The sequence below is a fragment of the Metabacillus rhizolycopersici genome (genome assembly GCF_020075705.1).
The window spans coordinates 1-18,520 of record NZ_JAIQUM010000007.1 but is presented as its reverse complement, the minus strand read 5'-3'; the positions used below and the strand labels follow the sequence as shown (position 1 = coordinate 18,520).

Genomic DNA, 18,520 nt, shown 5'->3' with positions numbered 1-18,520 from the left:
TTTTCTGGATAGTAACAAAGGAGAGTTTTAATGGGGAACAGGCAAGAATTTCAAAGAACAATGCAAGCACGTCATTTAGTCATGATCGCGCTTGGCGGGGTAATTGGAACGGGCTTATTCTTAAGTTCGGGTTACACGATTCAACAAGCTGGGCCATTTGGTACGATTCTTTCCTATCTGATTGGTGCACTGGTAGTGTATCTAGTCATGCTTTGTTTAGGAGAGCTTGCTGTCCATATGCCTGAAACCGGTGCATTTCATAGCTATGCGGCTAAATACATTGGTCCAGGGACAGGGTATACAGTAGCTTGGTTGTATTGGCTGACATGGGCAGTTGCTTTAGGTTCTGAGTTTACTGCAGCAGGATTGCTTATGCAGCGTTGGTTTCCATCCATCAATGTTTGGATATGGAGTGCACTTTTTGCCATTTTAATCTTTGTTTTAAATGTCCTGACAGTGAAGTTTTTCGCTGAAGCAGAATTTTGGTTTTCGTCGATAAAGGTTATAGCGATTGTGCTATTTATTCTTATCGGAGCAGCGGCACTGCTAGGGTTTCTTCCGATGACGCATTCTAAACCAGCATCATTCTTTTCGAATTTTACAAGCGCAGGTTTATTTCCTCATGGTGTTACTGGCATACTCATGACCATGCTTGCAGTTAACTTTGCTTTTTCAGGAACTGAGTTAATCGGTATTGCAGCTGGCGAAACAGCAAATCCAGAAAAAATGATACCGAAGGCCATTCGCACTACCTTGTGGAGATTGATCATCTTTTTTGTAGGGACAATTGTTGTTTTATCTGCGTTACTGCCGATGTCCGATGCAGGGGTATTAGAGAGCCCATTTGTTGTAGTTTTAGATCGAATGGGGCTCCCTTATTCTGCAGACATTATGAACTTTGTGATCTTGACGGCAATTTTATCGGCTGCCAACTCAGGTCTATATGCTTCTTCTAGAATGCTTTGGTCGCTTGCTAATCAGAACGCCATATCCCCGATTTTTGGAAAAATGAATAAGAACGGTGTTCCGATTAATGGGGTTATTTTCAGCATGGTGGGTGGAGCTTTGGCATTGCTCTCAAGTATTGTGGCACCAAATACAGTGTATATCGTGCTTGTTTCCATTTCCGGTTTAGCAGTGGTTGTTGTTTGGATGAGTATTAGTGCTGCCCAATTTCTATTTCGCAGACAATATTTGAAAGAGGGAAATTCTGAAAAGGATTTGGTCTATCGAACACCACTCTATCCATTGGTACCAATTGCTTCCTTTATTCTTTGTTTAGCATCATGTATTGGAATTGCCTTCGATCCAACACAACGAATTGCCTTATATTGCGGCATACCGTTTATTTTACTTTGCTATGGAAGTTACTATCTAACAAATAAACGTAAGAAGAGAGGCGTAGATTATGTCCAACAAAATCAATCCAATTGAAGCCATTTTATCCGAACATTCCATTATGATTCTTGATGGAGCATTGGCTACAGAACTGGAGGCGCATGGATGTAATTTGGATGACCCCCTTTGGTCTGCACGTGCGTTACTGGAGAATCCAGAACTGATTTATCAGGTTCATTCGGACTATTTTCGTGCAGGGGCAGACTGTGCCATCACGGCAAGCTATCAAGCTACTATTGATGGTTTTTCCGCATGTGGAATACAAGAGCAGGAAGCTCTGGAGTTAATGAAGAAGACGGTGTTGCTCGCAAGAAGAGCAAGAGATGATTTTTGGAAGGAAAATAACGAAACGAATAGGCCTAAACCATTGGTGGTGGCATCAGTTGGACCATATGGCGCTTACCTCGCAGATGGTTCAGAATATGTAGGCAATTATGGTGTAACAGATGATACATTGGCAGAATTTCATCGGTCAAGAATGTCAGCGTTAATTGAAGCAGGAGCAGATCTGTTAGCATTTGAAACCATTCCTTCCCTGCAAGAAGCAAGTGTATTAGATTCATTATTACGTGAATTTCCTGATACATATGCCTGGCTTTCCTTTTCTTTAAAAAATGAGAAAGAGATTAGTGAAGGTATAAAGCTTTCCGAGTGTGCACGAGTTTTTGAAAAAAATGATCAAATTGTTGCAATAGGGATTAATTGTGCATCAGTAACTATTGTAACGGGTGCTATCCAAGAGTTACGGGCAAACACAAATAAACCGCTCCTTGTTTATCCAAACTCCGGAGAAACCTATAATCCCGAAACAAAAACATGGCATGGCCATGAACAATGTAGCGCGTTTGATATTCAATCTGAAGAATGGTATCAAGCAGGTGCACGTTTAATAGGAGGATGCTGCAGAACGGCACCACATCATATTGCGGAGATATCAAAAAAGTGGCGGACTTCTAAGATTTTTAAATAACCATAGGAAAATGAACTGGGCAAAGGAAAAACAAAAACATGAGGACGATTCTGTTGGCTTTTTTGGTTCAAAGATCAAGAATGAGGATATTACGTATACTTTAATTAAAAAAGTAATTGAGAATATAAGAGAGATGATAGTAGCTGAAGAATTAGAATTTGAAAATCGTAAATTGTTCGAGCATAAAGAAACTACAGATAAACTAAAATCATATTTAATAAGAAATCATGATTCACTTATTACTAATTAAAACCTCAATTTGCCACATTACGGGGAACCGTACCATAAGTAAATGAGTTCCTTTTTTTAAAACTAAATAAGTTGATTTAATGTTCTCCTCCTTTGATTTTAGGTAAAATCTATTCAAGAGCCAAACTTAGATATATTCTTCTTATTGATGATTTTTTAGATAACCATAACAAATGGAGGAATTTTTTTATCTGCAAAAAGAAAAAGCTGACGTGGCTATATAATCTTGCCCTCGTCAGCTTTTCCATTGTTAAAACGAATAAGCCCCCATAATTCTCCTTTAATAAGAAAATGAAAGATACGCTTTTTTGGTTATATTTCAGAAAATATAGATTATAAATTCTGTCCAAATTTAATGTTATATTAATAAAAGAATAAGATATAAGATAGAGGAGCGGTTATGAAAAAGGAATGGATTCTACGCTGGTCTTTTTTTATTTTTGGATTAATGGTGTTAGCATTTGGCATATCTTTAACAATTGAAGGAAAGCATTTAGGGATTGGACCATGGGATGTTTTTCATTATGGTCTATTTACTAAATTTGGCTTTACTATTGGAACTTGGTCGATAATAAGTGGATTTTTACTCTTGTTGATAGGTTCAATTTTCAATAAGGCATGGCCAAAAATAGGGGCTTTTTTGAATATGCTGTTTCTAGGTTTATTTATTGATCTTTTTAATTGGATTTTACCTAGCATTGATAGTTTAGCAGGAGCAACAATTGCCTTTATCATAGGTATTGTTTTAATAGGGTACGGTATTGGATTATATGTTTCTGCTGATTTTGGAGCAGGTCCTAGAGACAGCTTTATGTTAATAATTGTTGAAAGAACGGGTTGGAGTATCCCGTTGGTTAGAAATGGAATTGAAGTACTCGTTTTTCTTCTTGGTTGGATGTTAGGGGGGCCTGTTGGAATTGGAACAGTGTTTATTGCGTTTGGATTAGGTCCAATTTTAGGATTTTCTATTCCTCAATGTAAGAAACTGATGGTATATTTCCTTGACCAAAAGGATCGCCTGTTAACGCATATGTAGACAATTAAAAATAAATAAACATGATGTATGAGTATCCCTTCATGGGGGGAGCCCCTTTCATTTCAAAAGTATTTGCTAGTCCCCGCTTTTTTGGGAAACCTCATTTAGATATGCTATGGTGAACCGTATCACAAGTGATGGTAAAGCAGAGAGTAGAAGCTGTATTTATTAAACCCATTATTAAGAAGTTAATAAATATAAACAAATAACAAAAGCACAAGAGCCTCGTTATTATAACGGGGCTCTTGTGCTTTTGTTATAGTTCTAAAATTTTCTTTAAGAACTTTTTACAATTAAAAGTAATTTATAGAATATACGTTCTTTTTGTGTAAAAATAAAAGGGAGTGTATCCATTGGAGTGGGGATAATCCTCAAGCTAATGGGCTCCTTAGTTATCATTCTAAAGCATAGTCTTTAATTACATATACAATTAAGCACGATAATTTGTTTTTGTTAGTAAAACTTTGTTAATTTTTATTTGATATTTATTGTGATAGGAAATCTTTTTCATTTTATTTCTATTAAATTTTCCAATTACATAACGAACATCTACGTCTTCGTTAATTAATTCCTTATATTTATCATCATCCCAATGTTTTAGAAACCATTGGTACTGTTTTAAAAATTTTATATTCTTATCTATTTCTTCCTCCGTTACTTCTTTTATAAACGGAAGCAGAAGTGTTCCAATAGAGCTTAATAGTTCAAATAACGCTCCCATTTTTTCTCCCCCTTTATATAACACCTTGTTTAAATACGTTTGATATCTAAAATGGTTACTTATTTTAAATTTTTTTATTTATTATAAATGATATAAATTTACCATTAATATCCATAACAAGTATACCAGAAATTCAACTTACAATTAATAATTTTCCTTATATTAAAAGCAACAATTTCTAAGAAAACAGCCTTGCATAAAAACGCCTTCACTAATCTCTACGTCATCGTCGTCTCCAAATTGAAATCGACAACAAGGGCAAATTTCAAATGAAGGATCATTATAGTTGTCATAAGCAGGTTCGTCTAACTTATCAAAACCAGATACAGGACAGATATAGTTCATCAAATCACCTCGTTGTTACTGCTTTTTTAATACTCATAACCTTTTGAGTTATTAGGGTATTTAGGTTTGAAAAGAGTTTTAATTACAGCATTCTTATCAAGAATAAACAATTCGTTAGGATTTTTATTCTATTTTAAAATATCTCCATGTGCACGTTTTTTGGTAAGAATATGTTTACCTGTAGTTCCTGCTAAAGCTTGAGCTCTAGTTAAGTAACTTGATTGTGTGTATCCACTCGTCTTTGTGATCTCTCCAATGACCGTCAAACTTAGTTTTAGAAGCAAAAAGTTGCTATTGAGTTTTCATTTACCACAATATTTAAGCTTTTTTTCAAAACGAATTTCTTGTTTTATTATTTCATTATGGTATTATTATTTAATTCTTATTATTCTGAAATATCATATTACTAAAGTTAGGGGAGATAAATATGGGCAAAAAATTCATAAGTGTAATCCTATTCGTTTTGCCTTTTGTACTTATGCTCGGTGCAATACCTTTTGTAAATCGAATTGATCCTATTATTCTCGGATTGCCATTTCTTCATTTTTGGTTATTTTTAGGAATGATTCTCACTCCGATATGTACGTTTGTAATCTATCGATTAGATAAATCGAAAGGAAGTATTGAATGATGCATGGAAATTTAACAGCTTTGCTAATCACAAGTTTCATTGTTTTAACAGTCGTTTTAATTGGATTTATAGCTGGAAGAGATAAGGCGAATAGAAGCTCTGTTGAAGAGTGGTCGGTTGGTGGTAGACGTTTTGGGCCATTGTTAGTTTGGCTTTTAGTCGGTGCCGATCTTTATACAGCTTATACATTTTTAGGGTTGACTAGTACAGCCTATTCAAGTGGAAGTATTGCTTTCTTCGCTATTCCGTATACAATTATTGCTTTCTTTATTTCTTACTTCTATCTGCCGAAACTATGGGAGGTGTCTAAAAAGCATAAATTAACAACTCTTGCCGATTATGCTAAGGAAAGATTTGATAGTAAATTTTTGTCCTTGCTAATAGCAATTGTTGGCGTTCTAATGCTCATTCCTTATATTGATCTGCAGTTAGCGGGTATTCAAGATACACTAACAGTTGCCGGTACAGGTTTTATTAATATTAAGGTTGTTGTTATCGTATCATTCCTATTAGTTGCCTTTTATACATTCTTTAGTGGAATAAAAGGACCAACCTACACTGCGATTATTAAAGACATTTTAGTTTGGGTTATTATGTTATTCCTAGTTGTGTCAATTCCAATCATCCATTTTGGAGGCTGGGGATCAATGATCGATAAACTCGTGGTAGAATCTCCCGAGCTTCTTACAATCCCTACAAGTGGGCCAAAAGGGATTCCATGGTTTGTCACAGCTTCATTAGTTTCTGGACTGGCATTATTTATGTGGGCTCATGCTGCAACAGGTGTATTTACCGCTAAAAATGCTGATACGCTTCGAAAAAATGCGATCTATTTGCCATTTTACAATATTGTGTTGATTCTTGTTGTTTTCCTAGGTTTTGCAGCATTTCATGTACTCCCAGAAGGCAGTGATCCGCGTTTCGCACTACTAAATTTAATTCAAGTATCTTACGGTGGAGTTGTTCAAGGACTAGCATATTCTACAATTGCACTAGCTTCGCTTATCCCTTGTTCAATCATGGCGATTGGTGCTTCAAATCTATTTGCCAATAATATTTACCGTGATTTTATTAATCCAAAGGTTAAACCAGCAAAGTTAACGATGATTACACGTTCGATGGTATTTGTCGTCATTGGATTAGCTTTAATCTTTGGGATGGTTTTCCCAACAGCCCTTGTATCCCTTCAGCTTCTAGGTGTTTCTGGAATGGTTCAAATCTTTCCAGCAATTGTCTTTAGCTTGTTCTGGAGAAATCAGACAAAAGAGGCTACAATCATCGGATTAATTGTTGGACTAATTGTAACCTTTACTGTGTACACGACTGGAAATACATTCGGGATTTATGAAGGGTTCTGGGGATTGCTTGCAAATGTCTTAGTACTTGTCATTCTAAATCCTGTTTTCGTTAAGAATATAAAGGACAAATCTAACCCGATAATCGATCAATTATTTTCTAAACAACAAAGATCAGAGATAAAGAAAGGCGCATAAAATGAGACTTTCATCAGTGGGGGATGAAGAAACCCCCACTGATGGGAGTCTCACTTTATTTTTAAAAAGTCGGACTTTTTCAGCGGTCTCGCTTGTCCCCTTGTCCCATATAATTATTTTTATAAAGTAATTTCTGAGTTATCAATTCTTTAATTTACCGATTTCTTTTACTTTCATGGAGGCAACTTCCCCACAATCTTGGCAATATGTAAGTAGTAAAGGCGAGCCTGTTGTCATTCGTTTGTTCACTGGTCTGATATTTGCATAGCCATGTCCTAATTCTCCAACAGCAAAGGAAGTACTCCCACAAGCCTTACAAGTTAATGTTTGATCACTCATTAAGATCACCTCTTCAGTGTATTTACTATTAATACGAATGAACAACTAGGATGTTTTACTATTTTTAAAAGGAGAGTTGAGAGGGCTCATGAGGGCTTATCATGGCAAAAGAGTAAGTCGAAGAATGTCCCCATAGTTTCCTTTATTAAGATAATTTTGAAGGAGAAAAATTATATCCTAAAAATGGTATATACTGAAATGATTGGGTTGTATTATCTAATCAATTCCAAAAATAGTGAATTCTATGACGGTATTACCATATTGAACTCACCTATAAAGATTCCTCGATATCTAAAACGGGTAATAGTATACTGGAAATAATAGTATCGGTTGATCTAGTGAAACGAATGGAATTATGGCTGAAAAATGTAATTTACAGAATAAGTGGTGTCGGTGGTTTTGAATCTATTTTCTCTAAAAGAGTAGATTCAATAAAAATCGGTTCTACAGAAGTAAATCATTTTGCTATTGAATTTGCGAATAGGGATTATGGGTATGATTTAGATGGGATTATTCGTTTGGATTTTTTACAACAAGTTGGTGCAGTTATTAATTTTGGAAACCTAACGATAAGTACAAAAGTCAATATGTAAGGGTGGTCTTAATGTCTTCTAATTTAAATATGGAATTTGATTATACAGAAGAGGCTGTTGAACAATTAAAAAAATTGATTGAACAGGAAAAAGTAACCCTATTAAATACTTATGAAGATTCTTTAAAGTGTATAAAAAATAATCAGAGAAATTATTTAGAAGAAAAGAAGATAAGATTGGAGCAAGGAAAAGGTATTCGTATTAATAGAAAGCAACTACTTGAAAAATGGGACAAACAAAAGCTAGCTTATTTTCAAAATAACACCCAAATAAAGATACATCCATCCCAGTCAGAGTTTCTGTTTATGTTATTGGAAAAGCTTTATTTAGGCAATATTAAATCCATGTATGTAGACGAAACAGCACCTTATAATAAGATAGAGGCACATGAATTTTTTCGACAAAAGCCTATTTCATTTTCAAATGATGATATTTCTTTTTTAGAATATGAATACTCAAGTAAAGATGAATATTCTCTCTATATAAATAAACATCCTTATTTAGTGTGGATGGGAAAAAGCAAATTGATCCAACGTGACGAGACAGGAAAGCCTATATGGAATAGTGAGGGAACTGATTTCTTATATAAATACTCTGATTGTCATGTTGTTGTTCAACGATTTTATAACGGCTTCTATTGGGTTGTCTCTTCTTATGAAGCAATTGATAGTAGACTAGAAAGAAGGCATCAAGCTATAGATGATATGATGGCTATGATTGGGCAAGAAGTAGGGGCAAAGACAATTGAACAAATCTCAAAAGAGTTGTATGAATATATGTGGCTTACTCCACTGGAAGTGCAATCTCTTCTAAGTTTAGCTACCCTACAATATGTTAATCGCTACCGGGATCAAATTAATGATGCAATTGGAGATAAAGAATATAAACCAAGAAGTAGTATAGCACAACAGGAATTTTCCAATCCTTTAACTTTGTCAATACAGTATCCATAAATTTTCTGAACCAGTAAAGCAAAATATAAGCAAATAATAGGATAAAACGGAGGTACTGATAAATGAAATGGAGTGAAGTACGTAAGCAATTTCCAAATCGTTGTGTCTTGGTTGAATCACTTAAAGCTAAAACGGAAGATAATGAAAGAATCATTGAAGAAATGTCTGTCATCGACGACTTTGAAAACGGCAATGCTGCATGGAAAGTATACAAAAAATTGCATGCAGAAAATCAAAGTCGTGAATTATATATCTTTCACACGAACAATGAAGAAATAAAGGTAATTGAGCAGCCATATATAGGGGTGCGAAGAAGAGTATGAAATTTCGAATGGAAGACCACTTACCTCTAGTCTCTGTTGAGATTGAATACAATGGAAGAAAAGAGACATTTAGCAACGTACTGCTGGATACAGGCTGTTCTTCAACCATATTAGATACGGATTTATGTGAAGAAATTGGACTATTGCTTGATTTAGAAAATGCGATAACACGAAAGATGTACGGAATCGGTGGAACTGAAATCTGTATTGAACAAAAAGTAAGTAGCATGATGATAGATAAGTTCTATCTAAATGATTTTACCATACAACTTGGTGATGTCAGAGAGATGCACGGTTTTGATGGGATTATCGGGAGTGATTTCTTCCTCTCTAACAAATTGATTATCGACTTCAATAATATGGAAGTTCTGTAATAATAGATACGGTAAACACCGCTACGTCATTATGTTTGCGCTCAGCACTCAAGCCATGTGGAGTGTGTGGCGCAGCTTGTTTTAAAGTGTAACTAAAAAATAGAAATTTTCCAGATAAAATAAACTTTTCCACAATTCATCAACAGTTGGAATAAAGTTTGTCCAAAAAAGCGTGAGAAAAAAGCCCATCAAGCCCGACATATCAACAATTGTGAGTGAAAATCTTTATTTTAAACCGATAACAAACGCGAAAATGAGGAAAAAGTGGGAGAAAAAGAAAGACTTTATTTTAACAACGAGCGGTGGAATAACGGGAAATTGAGTGGGAAATGAAAATGATTTTTTTATGGCACAAGTGTAGTGTTGGAAACCTGATGCATGGCGGGATTTTTTAGGGTTAATGGTGGTGAACCGTATCATAAGTAAATGAGGTTTTTAGTATGATTGGTTAAGATGATCATCAAGATATGTAAAATCATTAAAAACCCCCTTTTTCTTCAATTTAATTTTCAGAAAAGGGGTTTGTCTACACCCTGAGGTATATTTATATCAATTTACTACTCTATTTTTGTATCTAGCTAATCCTGCTATTATCCTCATAACGATCTCCTTTTATAGAAAAGAGCTTACGATTTAACTTAGGGATATATATGGCTAAAAAAAATGAACGACCTAAGCTAAATATAATAAAGGCTAGCCATAACCCATGGTTTTGAAGAGAAGGAACAGATACATATAAAACGACCAGAAAAATAGCTAGTGCATAAATTATTGAGTTTCGAATTGGTTTAGCTTCAGTTGCTCCAGTAAACACACCATAAAGAATGAGACCAAAGCTTGCTGATATTGGATATAACATGATCCATTGTTCATACGTGTTAATTAATTCAATGACGCTCTGCGTTTGCGTAAATAAGGGTATGATATAACCCTTACATAAGTAATAAACTCCCGTAATAAACAAGGAAGAAAGAAGGGCCCACTGGCAAGATAATGATAGTGTCTTCTTGTACAGAGACTCATTATTGGAACCTATTGCTTTTCCTACATAAATACTTGAGGCATTAGCAAAGCCGTCAAAGGAGTATGCCATCATGTAATGAATTTGAATAAGAATGGCATTGGCTGCCAATATTTCTGTTCCAAACGAAGCACCCTTAGCTGTAAATAAATTAAAAACAATTAGTAAACAGATGGTTCTGATCATTAAGTCTCGATTCATAGCCATCATCTTTTTAAAAGGTACCGGGTCAATGATTTCTTTTATTGTAGGGAAGCTAAATGATTTTGGCAGTGCTTTTATAATCATTAGTAGGCTTAGAATAAGCGCTGTTATTTCAGAAATGAGTGTGGCTGCGGCAACACCCGACACACCCCAAAAAAACCATTTCACAAAAATGACAGTTAGTATAATATTAATAAGATTCATAAGCAGTTGAAGGGACAATGATAACTTTATATGGGATCGACCTATTAACCAACCGATAACGACGTAATTCATTAGAGTAAATGGGGCTCCCCATATTCGGATTGAAAAATAATCAGATGCAAACTTATGAACATCAGGTGCAGGACTAATAAAAGCAAAGGCCAGATGCAGGATTGGCCACTGTAAGAAGAGAAAACTTATTCCTACAGAAAAAGCAATAAACAACGGTCTGATTAACGCAAGTACTTGTTGTCTTTCATCATTAGCCCCATGTGCTTGAGCAGCAAAACCAGATGTACTGACTCGCAAAAAGCCGAATAACCAATACATTGTATTAAAGATAATGGTACCAATAGCTACACCTCCGATATAAGCTGGATTTGGTAACTGTCCTACTACAGCCATGTCTACAACACCTAATAAAGGGGTTGTTATGGTTGAAATGATGAGAGGAATGGCTAAGGCTAGATAGGATCGATGATTCAATTTACTTCCTCCTTACAATTCAAAAACATGAAGCAATTCTTTTGTATAGGGATGTCTGTTCTCTGAGAATAGCTCTTGTTTCTTACATTCATCTACAATACAACCGTGATGCATCACCATAATACGCTTGCTTCATAACATTTACAGCCGATGACAAGATTGATATTGGTGTTGTTATTCACTACCGTTCTATCTAAAAAAATGAAATGAGCTCTTTTGTATAAGGATGGCGTTCCTCAGCAAATAAATGATCGCGGTTGAATTGATCGACAAGCTTCCCGTCTTTCATAACCATGATCCGCTGGCTTATTTGCCTGACAGCAGCAAGATCATGTGAAATAAACAAGTAAGAGAGATTTAAAACTTCGCGAAGCTCTGTCAATAAAGTAAGTACTGCCCCTTGTGAAATGACATCAAGGCTTGCGGTCGGCTCATCTAAAACAATAAGCTCTGGTTCAATACTAATAGCACGGGCAATCGTTACACGTTGCCGCTGTCCCCCACTTAATTCATGAGGATATTGATCAGCTAAGCTCGGCGGCAGTTCAACAGCTTCAAGAAGCTGCTTTACAAAGGCTTCCTTAGAGGTATACGAAAAATGGCTAAGATTAAGTTCCTTACTATACTGGGCGTAAGGGTCAATCAGTGAATCCTTTATTTTAAGCTTTGGATTTAAAGCAGCTGAGGGATTTTGAAACACGATTTGAATCTTTTTTCGATAAGGGTGCAACTGACGCTCACTAAGCCGTTCAATTGCTTCGTTCTTAAAATAAATTGAGCCGCTGTTAATCGGTTCAATATGCAGCAAGCAACGGGCCAGTGTGCTTTTACCACAGCCACTTTCACCGACGAGGCCAAGGCATTCACCCTTGTTCAGCTCAAAGGAAAGGTTGTTTATCGCTGTTTTTCCTGCTTGATATGATTTTGTTAGTTGTTTAACAGTAAGCAGGCTCATACGTTTTCTACCTCCTGTAATCCCGATGGAAGGCCCCGTCTTAGTGTAGGTGCAGCTTGGATTAACTGCTTTGTATATTCGTGTTGCGGATGGTCAAGTATGCGATGCTTCCCACCTGATTCAACAATTTTTCCTTCCTTCATGACAGCTAGGCGGGTCGCATAGCGTCTGACATGGCGCCAATCATGGGTAATGAATAAAATCGCACAGCCTATTTCCTTTTGTCTCCTTGCCAGCAATTCTAAAACCTTATGCCCAGAAACACTGTCAAGTGCTGTAGTTACTTCATCCGCAATTAATAAATCCGGCGACAGCAATAGTGCCATCGCAATCGATACTCGCTGAAGTTGTCCTCCACTTAGCTGAAATGGGTATCGGTTGTACAAAGCTTCATCTAACCCTACTGATCCAAGCGCATCCATAGACTTTAACTTCCGCATTTTTGCGTCGAGAATGTCGTGAGCTTTCTGATATTCTTCAAAATGCTGGCCAATCGTTCTAAAAGGTGTAAAAGAACCCTGGTAATCTTGAAAAATATAAGACAATTTTTGGCCGCGAATTGTCCTCATTTGCTTTTGTGATAACGACAGCAAATCTTCTTCTTTAAAAAGAATCTTTCCCTCAACTTGTAAATTAGGTGAGAGTATCTGTCCAATTGCCTGTGAGAGTAAGGTTTTACCGCTCCCGCTTTGTCCAACCAGTGCACACCACTCTCCTTCACGAATAGAGAGTGACACGTTATCAACAAGTCTCTTTTCTCTGCTGCTAATCGATACTTGTTCAATCGATAAAATCATTGCCGCACCTCTTTCTTCACATCAAAATGGTCACGTAAATAATCGCCCAACATATTGGTTAATAGCACAACAACCACAATCGCTAAACCAGGATAGATCATTAATTCAGGTCTTGACTGAAAATATGGACGTGAGTCGTTTAGCATGGCTCCCCATTCAGGAATTGGGGGCTGTGCTCCAAGTCCGATGTATGAAAAAGCAGAAATGAGCAAAATAATTTTGCCGAGATCGAGACTTGCGAGTACGAGTACATGCCCTACAATATGCGGAAAAAGATGCTTTCGCATGATTTTACTTGAAGAAAGTCCATTGGTGCGGGCAATCAGCACATAATCTTTTTGAGATTCTGATAAAATTGTACTTCGAACAAGTCGGGCATAACTAACCCATTTGACCATCACGATAGCAAACACAAGGTTACTGATGCCCGGTCCGAGTAAACCACTTAGAACAATCGCAACAATCGTATCTGGAAATGCTAAAAATCCATCAGCTATTCGCATAAACACCCGATCAACCAACCCGCGTTTATATCCGGCAATAAGACCTATGGGGATTCCAATGATAAGAGCAACAATTAGTGCCAACAAGCTATAGCCAATTGTCTGCTGACCGCCTAGCAAAAGCCTAGTTAGTACGTCTCGACCGAGTTGATCTGTTCCGAGTGGATGCTGAAGGCTCATCTCCTGAAGGCGCCCATCGAGATTTGTTAATGTTGGATCATGCCGTAAATAAAAAAAAGCATAGATAGTAGCTGTCAAAACAAGGACTACGCATATCAGCGTCATCATTCCTTGCCATCTGGTTTTTTTTATTTTTGGCAAACGTATAGACAATCCTTTCATCAATTGGTCTCCCTTTCCTTTAGTTTCATTTCAGGATTTAAATACCGGTAAGATAAATCCACACATGTATTTACAATGAAAACAATAATCGCCATGATTAAAATATATCCTTGTATAAGGGGATAATCACGTTGACGTATCGCATCAACGACAAGCTTTCCTATCCCTGGATACGCAAATAAAACTTCAATTACCACGACACCACCGATTAAGCTTCCTAAGCTGACTCCAAATACGGTAATAACAGGTGGAAGGCTGTGTCGAAATGCATGCACTAGAAAAATTCGCCGTTCTGATAACCCACGTGTTCTTGCTGCACGGATAAATTCCTGACTAAGCGAATCAAGCAAGCTGGAACGAAGTAAACGAACATATACACTTGAAATAGCCAGCCCAAGCGTCAGTGACGGTAAGACCAATGAGACGAATCCTTCTCTCCCCATGGTCGGAAGCCAGTTGAAACGTACACCGAATAAATCGATAAAAATAAGGCCAAGCCAAAAACTTGGGATGGCCGCACCAAGAATTGATAGGATTCTACTCACCTGATCAATCCAGCTATTTCGATAAAGGGCAGAGAGCGATCCTAATGGAATTGAGACAATCAACATGACAATCAACGCACCAATGGCTAATTCAATTGTGGCAGGCAATCCCATTAAAATCATATCCATTACAGGTTGACCTGTGACATAAGACTCTCCGAAATCAAGCTGGATAAATTTAAGCAGCCAAAGCCCGTATTGAACGAGTAATGGCTGGTTAAACCCCATCTCTTCTCTTAATGTCTCTACTTGCTCCTGACTAACTGATAGTTCATCAACATTCAAAATGGTCAAAACAGGATCGCCAGGTGCAAGCCGAACAAATAAAAAACTGACAAATGTAATAAATAACATAAAAAATAAAACTTCAAAGAATTTCCGAGCAAGAATTTGAACCATTTACTTCACATCCAACTCGTTTGTAATCATGTAATACTCACTTTTTGTTGTCAGCCAATTTTTAACTTTGTTTTCGTTATACGCAACAATCGTAGAAGGATGCAAGACAAATGAATTGATTACATTGTCATGGACATAATCAGCCGCCTGCTCCGCAAGTACAGCTCGTTCTTCTTGACTGACAGTTTGATTTGAGCTTGTCAATGATTGCAGTCAGTTCAGGCTCATGAGCACCGCTAAAGTTGAGAGCGCCAGTCGGGTGATAGGTTGCGTTTAAATAATAGCCAGCATCTCCACGCGGAGCAGTTAAATTACTATACGTAGCCAAATCCCAATCCCGGTTTGACGCCATGTATTCCTCAGGGATATCAATTTGGCGAATTTCAACATCAATTCCGATTCGTTTAGCGTCCGATTGGAAAACTTGAGCAATTAATGGCAAGTCTGCTCTTGCGCTATAGGTTAGAAGTGTAAATTTAAGTGGTTCTCCATCTTTTTGCATTTTCTTATTTTTAAGTGAATAGCCTGCTTCCTTCAAGTACTTTACAGCTATATCCAATCCCGTTTCACTCTTTTGATAAGCAGGGGCAAACGGCAGTGATGGTAAAAATGGTCCAACGGCAGGTTCAGCATACCCTAAAAGAATCGTGTCAACAATCTTCTGGCGGTCAATCAATGCATCAACAGCGCGACGTACATTGACATCCTGCAAACTTTTGCGCTCCATATTCATCGTCATTTGATGTACACGGAAGGTTGCAGTGGATTCAACTTCAATCCCGTCTTGTGCTCGTAACGATTCCAAGCTTTCTACCTCTGGACGATAAACAATATCAACTTGCCCAGACTTCAGTGCAAGTGAACGAGCGTTTGCATCCTCATTAAAAGCGAATGTCACTGAATCAAGATTTGAAGCACCATCCCAATAATCAGCATAGCGCTCAAGCTCAAGCTTGCTTCCAGGTGTGAATGACTTCAAGGCAAAAGGTCCTGTACCGATCGGTTTGTTGACAATATCCTCTTCTGTTACGTCAATGATCGAAACATTTGGGTTAACAAGCTCAGAAATAAACTCTGGAAAAGGTTCCTTCGTTGAAATATGCAATGTATAGCCATCTGCTTCAATCTTATCGATTTTGAGTGCATTTTGAATGGCGACACTCTCTTTCAGTGCTCGTTCAAGAGAGGCTTTTACCGCTTTAGCATCCATTTTATTACCATTTTGGAACGTGACATCTTCACGAAGTTTAATCTTCCAATCTTGACCATTATCACCTTCCCAGCTCTCTGCCAGCCATGGTGCGATAGTTAAATTTTTTTCATCTAGTCGGACTAGTGTTTCAGTTATCCCTGCTCTTAATGGAATATAACTTGAATCAACATGAGGATCTAGAGAATTAGTGGAGAAATTATAGAGGAAACTGATGTGTTTGTCCTCTGCTTTTTCCTCATCAGTACTTTGCAAGGACTGCGTACAAGCACTTAACAAGCTGATACATACCAATAAGATACTAATTTTAAGAAAGTGATTTTTTATGTATTCATGGAAAATTTTACAACTTACGAAGCCGTACCAATTATTATTTTTTATTGTTTTCATAGTGAATCTCCCTTTTTCAAAATCATTACGATTTATATAATATCGGAATGATTCTTATTTGGCAAAGGGAAATATTCCTATAAATTATAATAGATAACTCGAAAATATTGGAGATTAATGTTAGAAAAATTAATAATGAGCAAAGTGATTTTTACAGGGTCCTATATTTAATCAATAACAATAGATGATATTAAAATTAATTAAGATTAAAAAAACCTCATTTAGATTCGTTACGGTAAACCGTATCATAAGTAAATGAGTTCCTTTAAAGAAGTATTCCGAGCACAATTAGGCAAGTCAGGATGTTTTATTGCTCATAGTAAAGTTTCAAATAACCAAAAAAATGATCCTTTTGATTTTATGAGAGATGATTTTTTATCGGAAGGTACAAGAACATACAAGTTACAAGTAAACAGCCATCGCGAAATAGGTAAAGGAAGTATGGAAAGGCAAAGGGATACTGAGTCTAAAATTATAGAAAAACTGATAAGTATCTTTGACCCGGATTTTTCTGACAACAGAGGAAAAGTTGAATTATACACTTATCGTGAACCTTGCCTTAGCTGTGAAAATCATTTTATTGAATTTGCACGCTTGTTTCCAAGAATAATATTAACAATATATTATGAAGTTCCTTATAATGAATTATAAAGGGGAGATTTTAAATGGATAACAATAATTTTTATTTTATCTCAGCAGTTGAAGAAAATAAAAATCATCCTAATATCCCACGTAGGAAACCTAAGAAAATCATCCCTTCTAGAAAAAAAAGTATATTAGAACAACCAGAGATTCCATCTAGAGTTCCTAGTTTACTCGATTCCGTACTTAGAAATCGTTCAATGGAATCAGTTGAAAACGAGATTATTGAAACTTGGAAAGAATTAAAAAGCAAATATAATGATCCTTCAGTATTAACTGATATGATTATTGATGACCTCCTTAATTGGATGCAACTAAGAAAAGAAAATAGAATCTTTGTATATTATAAACTGTTGGAACAAATAAAAAATCATGAGGACTCTGAAGCAAAAGAAGAAGTTATAGAGGATTTATATCAACAAATAGATCGTTATAATAAATAACAAGAGTTCTCCTTTGGGGTACTCTTGTTGTTTATTTAGGAAAGGTCGAAAGTTGTATTTTATAAAAGTATATTAATAAATACATAACTTTTTTACATGAAAAAGGGTCTCATATAGGACCCTTTTTTTCTAACTTAAAATGCCAAATAACATACTAATTTAAGGAAACCAATTCTTCTTGATGAACACTTCTATTAAAAATCATCATCTGTTACCTAGGTCCCCACCCTCTCAAAATACCCCGCAACAACCGGAAACCCCATAAACTCCTTCCTCATCTCCCGAAACGAAATCACCCCATGACCTCTTACAATCTCAAAATCCAGCGAATACTCATGACAACTCAAAGGAGCATGACGAAATGTTTCAATATAAAATTTGATTGCCTTTTGCTCGCTCTCAGCAAAAATGAACACAAACTCATTCTGATTCATCTTCAGTGAGTAGATACCAACCTTATGGAAACTTAATACATTGTTTTCAATCATTTCCGCTACTTTCCAATGATCTGCTTGATCAAAATCTATTTTAGATATATTGTCATCCAATGAAATTCTCCCCTCTTCTAGTAAATGGTGGATGTAATGGGCCAATGATGATTCTTCAAAACGTATAGAATCCAGGTAAAGATCTTTCACAATCACGTGATAACACCTCGATATGAGAATTTTTTCACCTTTGGTTTTCGTTCTTTAGGTTATTGAAGGATAAGTCGCTATTCCTTTTGCTCCTCAATCTTTCCTGTATACTCATTGTAATTCACTGCGACGGTTCCAACTGGACCATTTCGGTTTTTCGAAACGATGATTTCTAGTGTTTCATCCTGAGAGTCCTTGTCATAATATGCTTCACGATACAAGAACAAAATGACATCGGCGTCCTGTTCAACACTGCCCGATTCTCGAATATCTGACATCATCGGCCGTTTATTGGCTCTTGATTCCACTGATCGAT

The 18,520-nt window shown here is 36.4% G+C and carries 22 protein-coding genes and 2 pseudogenes; 12 read left to right on the top strand and 12 right to left on the bottom strand.

Annotated features, from left to right (window positions below; genetic code table 11):
- Positions 1–30: 30 nt before the first annotated feature.
- From mmuP to K9V48_RS04820, 4 genes are all read left to right on the top strand, one after another.
- Positions 31–1,434, top strand: coding sequence for an S-methylmethionine permease (gene mmuP / locus K9V48_RS04835; protein ID WP_224137381.1), 1,404 nt, complete (start codon positions 31–33; stop codon positions 1,432–1,434).
- Positions 1,409–2,368, top strand: coding sequence for a homocysteine S-methyltransferase (mmuM, locus tag K9V48_RS04830; protein ID WP_224137380.1), 960 nt, complete (start codon positions 1,409–1,411; stop codon positions 2,366–2,368). The genes mmuP and mmuM overlap by 26 nt, the downstream gene beginning before the upstream one ends.
- 10 nt (positions 2,369–2,378) lie before the next feature.
- Entirely contained in the window at positions 2,379–2,618 is a 240-nt protein-coding gene (locus K9V48_RS04825) for a hypothetical protein (RefSeq protein WP_224137379.1), read from the top strand.
- Between the two features lie 399 nt (positions 2,619–3,017).
- Positions 3,018–3,653 (top strand): YczE/YyaS/YitT family protein, encoded by a 636-nt coding sequence (locus tag K9V48_RS04820; protein ID WP_224137378.1) that lies wholly within the window; start codon positions 3,018–3,020, stop codon positions 3,651–3,653.
- A 430-nt stretch (positions 3,654–4,083) separates the two neighbouring features.
- On the opposite strand, the gene K9V48_RS04815 is transcribed toward K9V48_RS04820, so the two are convergent.
- From K9V48_RS04815 to K9V48_RS04805, 3 genes and pseudogenes are all read right to left on the bottom strand, one after another.
- On the bottom strand, positions 4,084–4,374 hold the full coding sequence (locus tag K9V48_RS04815) for a type 1 periplasmic-binding domain-containing protein (protein WP_224137377.1): 291 nt from the start codon (positions 4,372–4,374) through the stop codon (positions 4,084–4,086).
- 162 nt (positions 4,375–4,536) lie between these two features.
- Positions 4,537–4,719: a hypothetical protein gene (locus tag K9V48_RS04810; protein WP_224137376.1), complete on the bottom strand. Its 183-nt coding sequence runs from the start codon at positions 4,717–4,719 to the stop codon at positions 4,537–4,539.
- Positions 4,720–4,745: 26 nt separating this feature from the next.
- Positions 4,746–5,004 (bottom strand): annotated as a pseudogene (locus K9V48_RS04805) (SAR2788 family putative toxin); the annotation flags it as partial.
- A 142-nt stretch (positions 5,005–5,146) separates the two neighbouring features.
- Here K9V48_RS04805 and K9V48_RS04800 point away from each other — a divergent pair.
- A complete protein-coding gene (locus tag K9V48_RS04800; RefSeq protein ID WP_224137375.1) occupies positions 5,147–5,350 on the top strand; it encodes a DUF3311 domain-containing protein in 204 nt (67 codons plus the stop codon).
- Positions 5,350–6,843: a sodium:solute symporter family protein gene (locus K9V48_RS04795; protein WP_224137539.1), complete on the top strand. Its 1,494-nt coding sequence runs from the start codon at positions 5,350–5,352 to the stop codon at positions 6,841–6,843. Before K9V48_RS04800 ends, K9V48_RS04795 begins: the two co-directional genes overlap by 1 nt.
- Positions 6,844–6,984: 141 nt before the next feature.
- Here K9V48_RS04795 and K9V48_RS04790 read toward each other — a convergent pair whose 3' ends face one another.
- Positions 6,985–7,182 (bottom strand): hypothetical protein, encoded by a 198-nt coding sequence (locus K9V48_RS04790; protein ID WP_224137374.1) that lies wholly within the window; start codon positions 7,180–7,182, stop codon positions 6,985–6,987.
- Between the two features lie 338 nt (positions 7,183–7,520).
- Here K9V48_RS04790 and K9V48_RS04785 point away from each other — a divergent pair, with 338 nt between their 5' ends.
- The 4 genes from K9V48_RS04785 (at position 7,521) to K9V48_RS04770 (ending at position 9,425) form a co-directional block, all read left to right on the top strand.
- On the top strand, positions 7,521–7,775 hold the full coding sequence (locus tag K9V48_RS04785; protein WP_224137373.1) for a hypothetical protein: 255 nt from the start codon (positions 7,521–7,523) through the stop codon (positions 7,773–7,775).
- Positions 7,776–7,786: 11 nt separating this feature from the next.
- Positions 7,787–8,728 carry a hypothetical protein gene (locus K9V48_RS04780; RefSeq protein ID WP_224137372.1) on the top strand — a complete coding sequence of 314 codons (942 nt, stop codon included), beginning with the start codon at positions 7,787–7,789 and terminating at the stop codon, positions 8,726–8,728.
- A 62-nt stretch (positions 8,729–8,790) separates the two neighbouring features.
- A complete protein-coding gene (locus K9V48_RS04775; RefSeq protein WP_224137371.1) occupies positions 8,791–9,051 on the top strand; it encodes a hypothetical protein in 261 nt (86 codons plus the stop codon).
- Positions 9,048–9,425, top strand: coding sequence for a retropepsin-like aspartic protease (locus tag K9V48_RS04770; protein ID WP_224137370.1), 378 nt, complete (start codon positions 9,048–9,050; stop codon positions 9,423–9,425). Before K9V48_RS04775 ends, K9V48_RS04770 begins: the two co-directional genes overlap by 4 nt.
- Positions 9,426–9,999: 574 nt before the next feature.
- Here the strand turns inward: K9V48_RS04770 and K9V48_RS04765 are convergent.
- The 6 genes and pseudogenes from K9V48_RS04765 to nikA form a co-directional block, all read right to left on the bottom strand.
- A complete protein-coding gene (locus tag K9V48_RS04765; protein ID WP_224137369.1) occupies positions 10,000–11,340 on the bottom strand; it encodes an MATE family efflux transporter in 1,341 nt (446 codons plus the stop codon).
- 193 nt (positions 11,341–11,533) lie between these two features.
- The gene (locus K9V48_RS04760) at positions 11,534–12,295 is read right to left on the bottom strand and encodes an ABC transporter ATP-binding protein (RefSeq protein WP_224137368.1); all 762 of its coding nucleotides are present in this window, start codon (positions 12,293–12,295) and stop codon (positions 11,534–11,536) included.
- On the bottom strand, positions 12,292–13,092 hold the full coding sequence (locus K9V48_RS04755) for an ABC transporter ATP-binding protein (protein WP_224137366.1): 801 nt from the start codon (positions 13,090–13,092) through the stop codon (positions 12,292–12,294). The genes K9V48_RS04760 and K9V48_RS04755 overlap by 4 nt, the downstream gene beginning before the upstream one ends.
- Positions 13,089–13,937 carry a nickel transporter permease gene (nikC, locus tag K9V48_RS04750; protein WP_224137365.1) on the bottom strand — a complete coding sequence of 283 codons (849 nt, stop codon included), beginning with the start codon at positions 13,935–13,937 and terminating at the stop codon, positions 13,089–13,091. Before nikC ends, K9V48_RS04755 begins: the two co-directional genes overlap by 4 nt.
- The gene (gene nikB / locus K9V48_RS04745) at positions 13,937–14,881 is read right to left on the bottom strand and encodes a nickel ABC transporter permease (protein WP_224137364.1); all 945 of its coding nucleotides are present in this window, start codon (positions 14,879–14,881) and stop codon (positions 13,937–13,939) included. The genes nikC and nikB overlap by 1 nt, the downstream gene beginning before the upstream one ends.
- Positions 14,882–16,481: pseudogene (gene nikA / locus K9V48_RS04740) on the bottom strand (nickel ABC transporter substrate-binding protein).
- A 255-nt stretch (positions 16,482–16,736) separates the two neighbouring features.
- Here nikA and K9V48_RS04735 point away from each other — a divergent pair.
- Complete coding sequence (locus K9V48_RS04735) at positions 16,737–17,132, top strand: deaminase domain-containing protein (RefSeq protein WP_224137362.1); 396 nt, start codon at positions 16,737–16,739, stop codon at positions 17,130–17,132.
- A gap of 14 nt (positions 17,133–17,146) precedes the next feature.
- Positions 17,147–17,566 carry a hypothetical protein gene (locus K9V48_RS04730; RefSeq protein WP_224137361.1) on the top strand — a complete coding sequence of 140 codons (420 nt, stop codon included), beginning with the start codon at positions 17,147–17,149 and terminating at the stop codon, positions 17,564–17,566.
- Positions 17,567–17,781: 215 nt separating this feature from the next.
- On the opposite strand, the gene K9V48_RS04725 is transcribed toward K9V48_RS04730, so the two are convergent.
- Positions 17,782–18,210 carry a hypothetical protein gene (locus K9V48_RS04725; RefSeq protein WP_224137360.1) on the bottom strand — a complete coding sequence of 143 codons (429 nt, stop codon included), beginning with the start codon at positions 18,208–18,210 and terminating at the stop codon, positions 17,782–17,784.
- Between the two features lie 71 nt (positions 18,211–18,281).
- Positions 18,282–18,520 (bottom strand): DnaB-like helicase C-terminal domain-containing protein (locus tag K9V48_RS04720; RefSeq protein WP_224137358.1); only part of this gene is annotated, 239 nt, incomplete at its 5' end.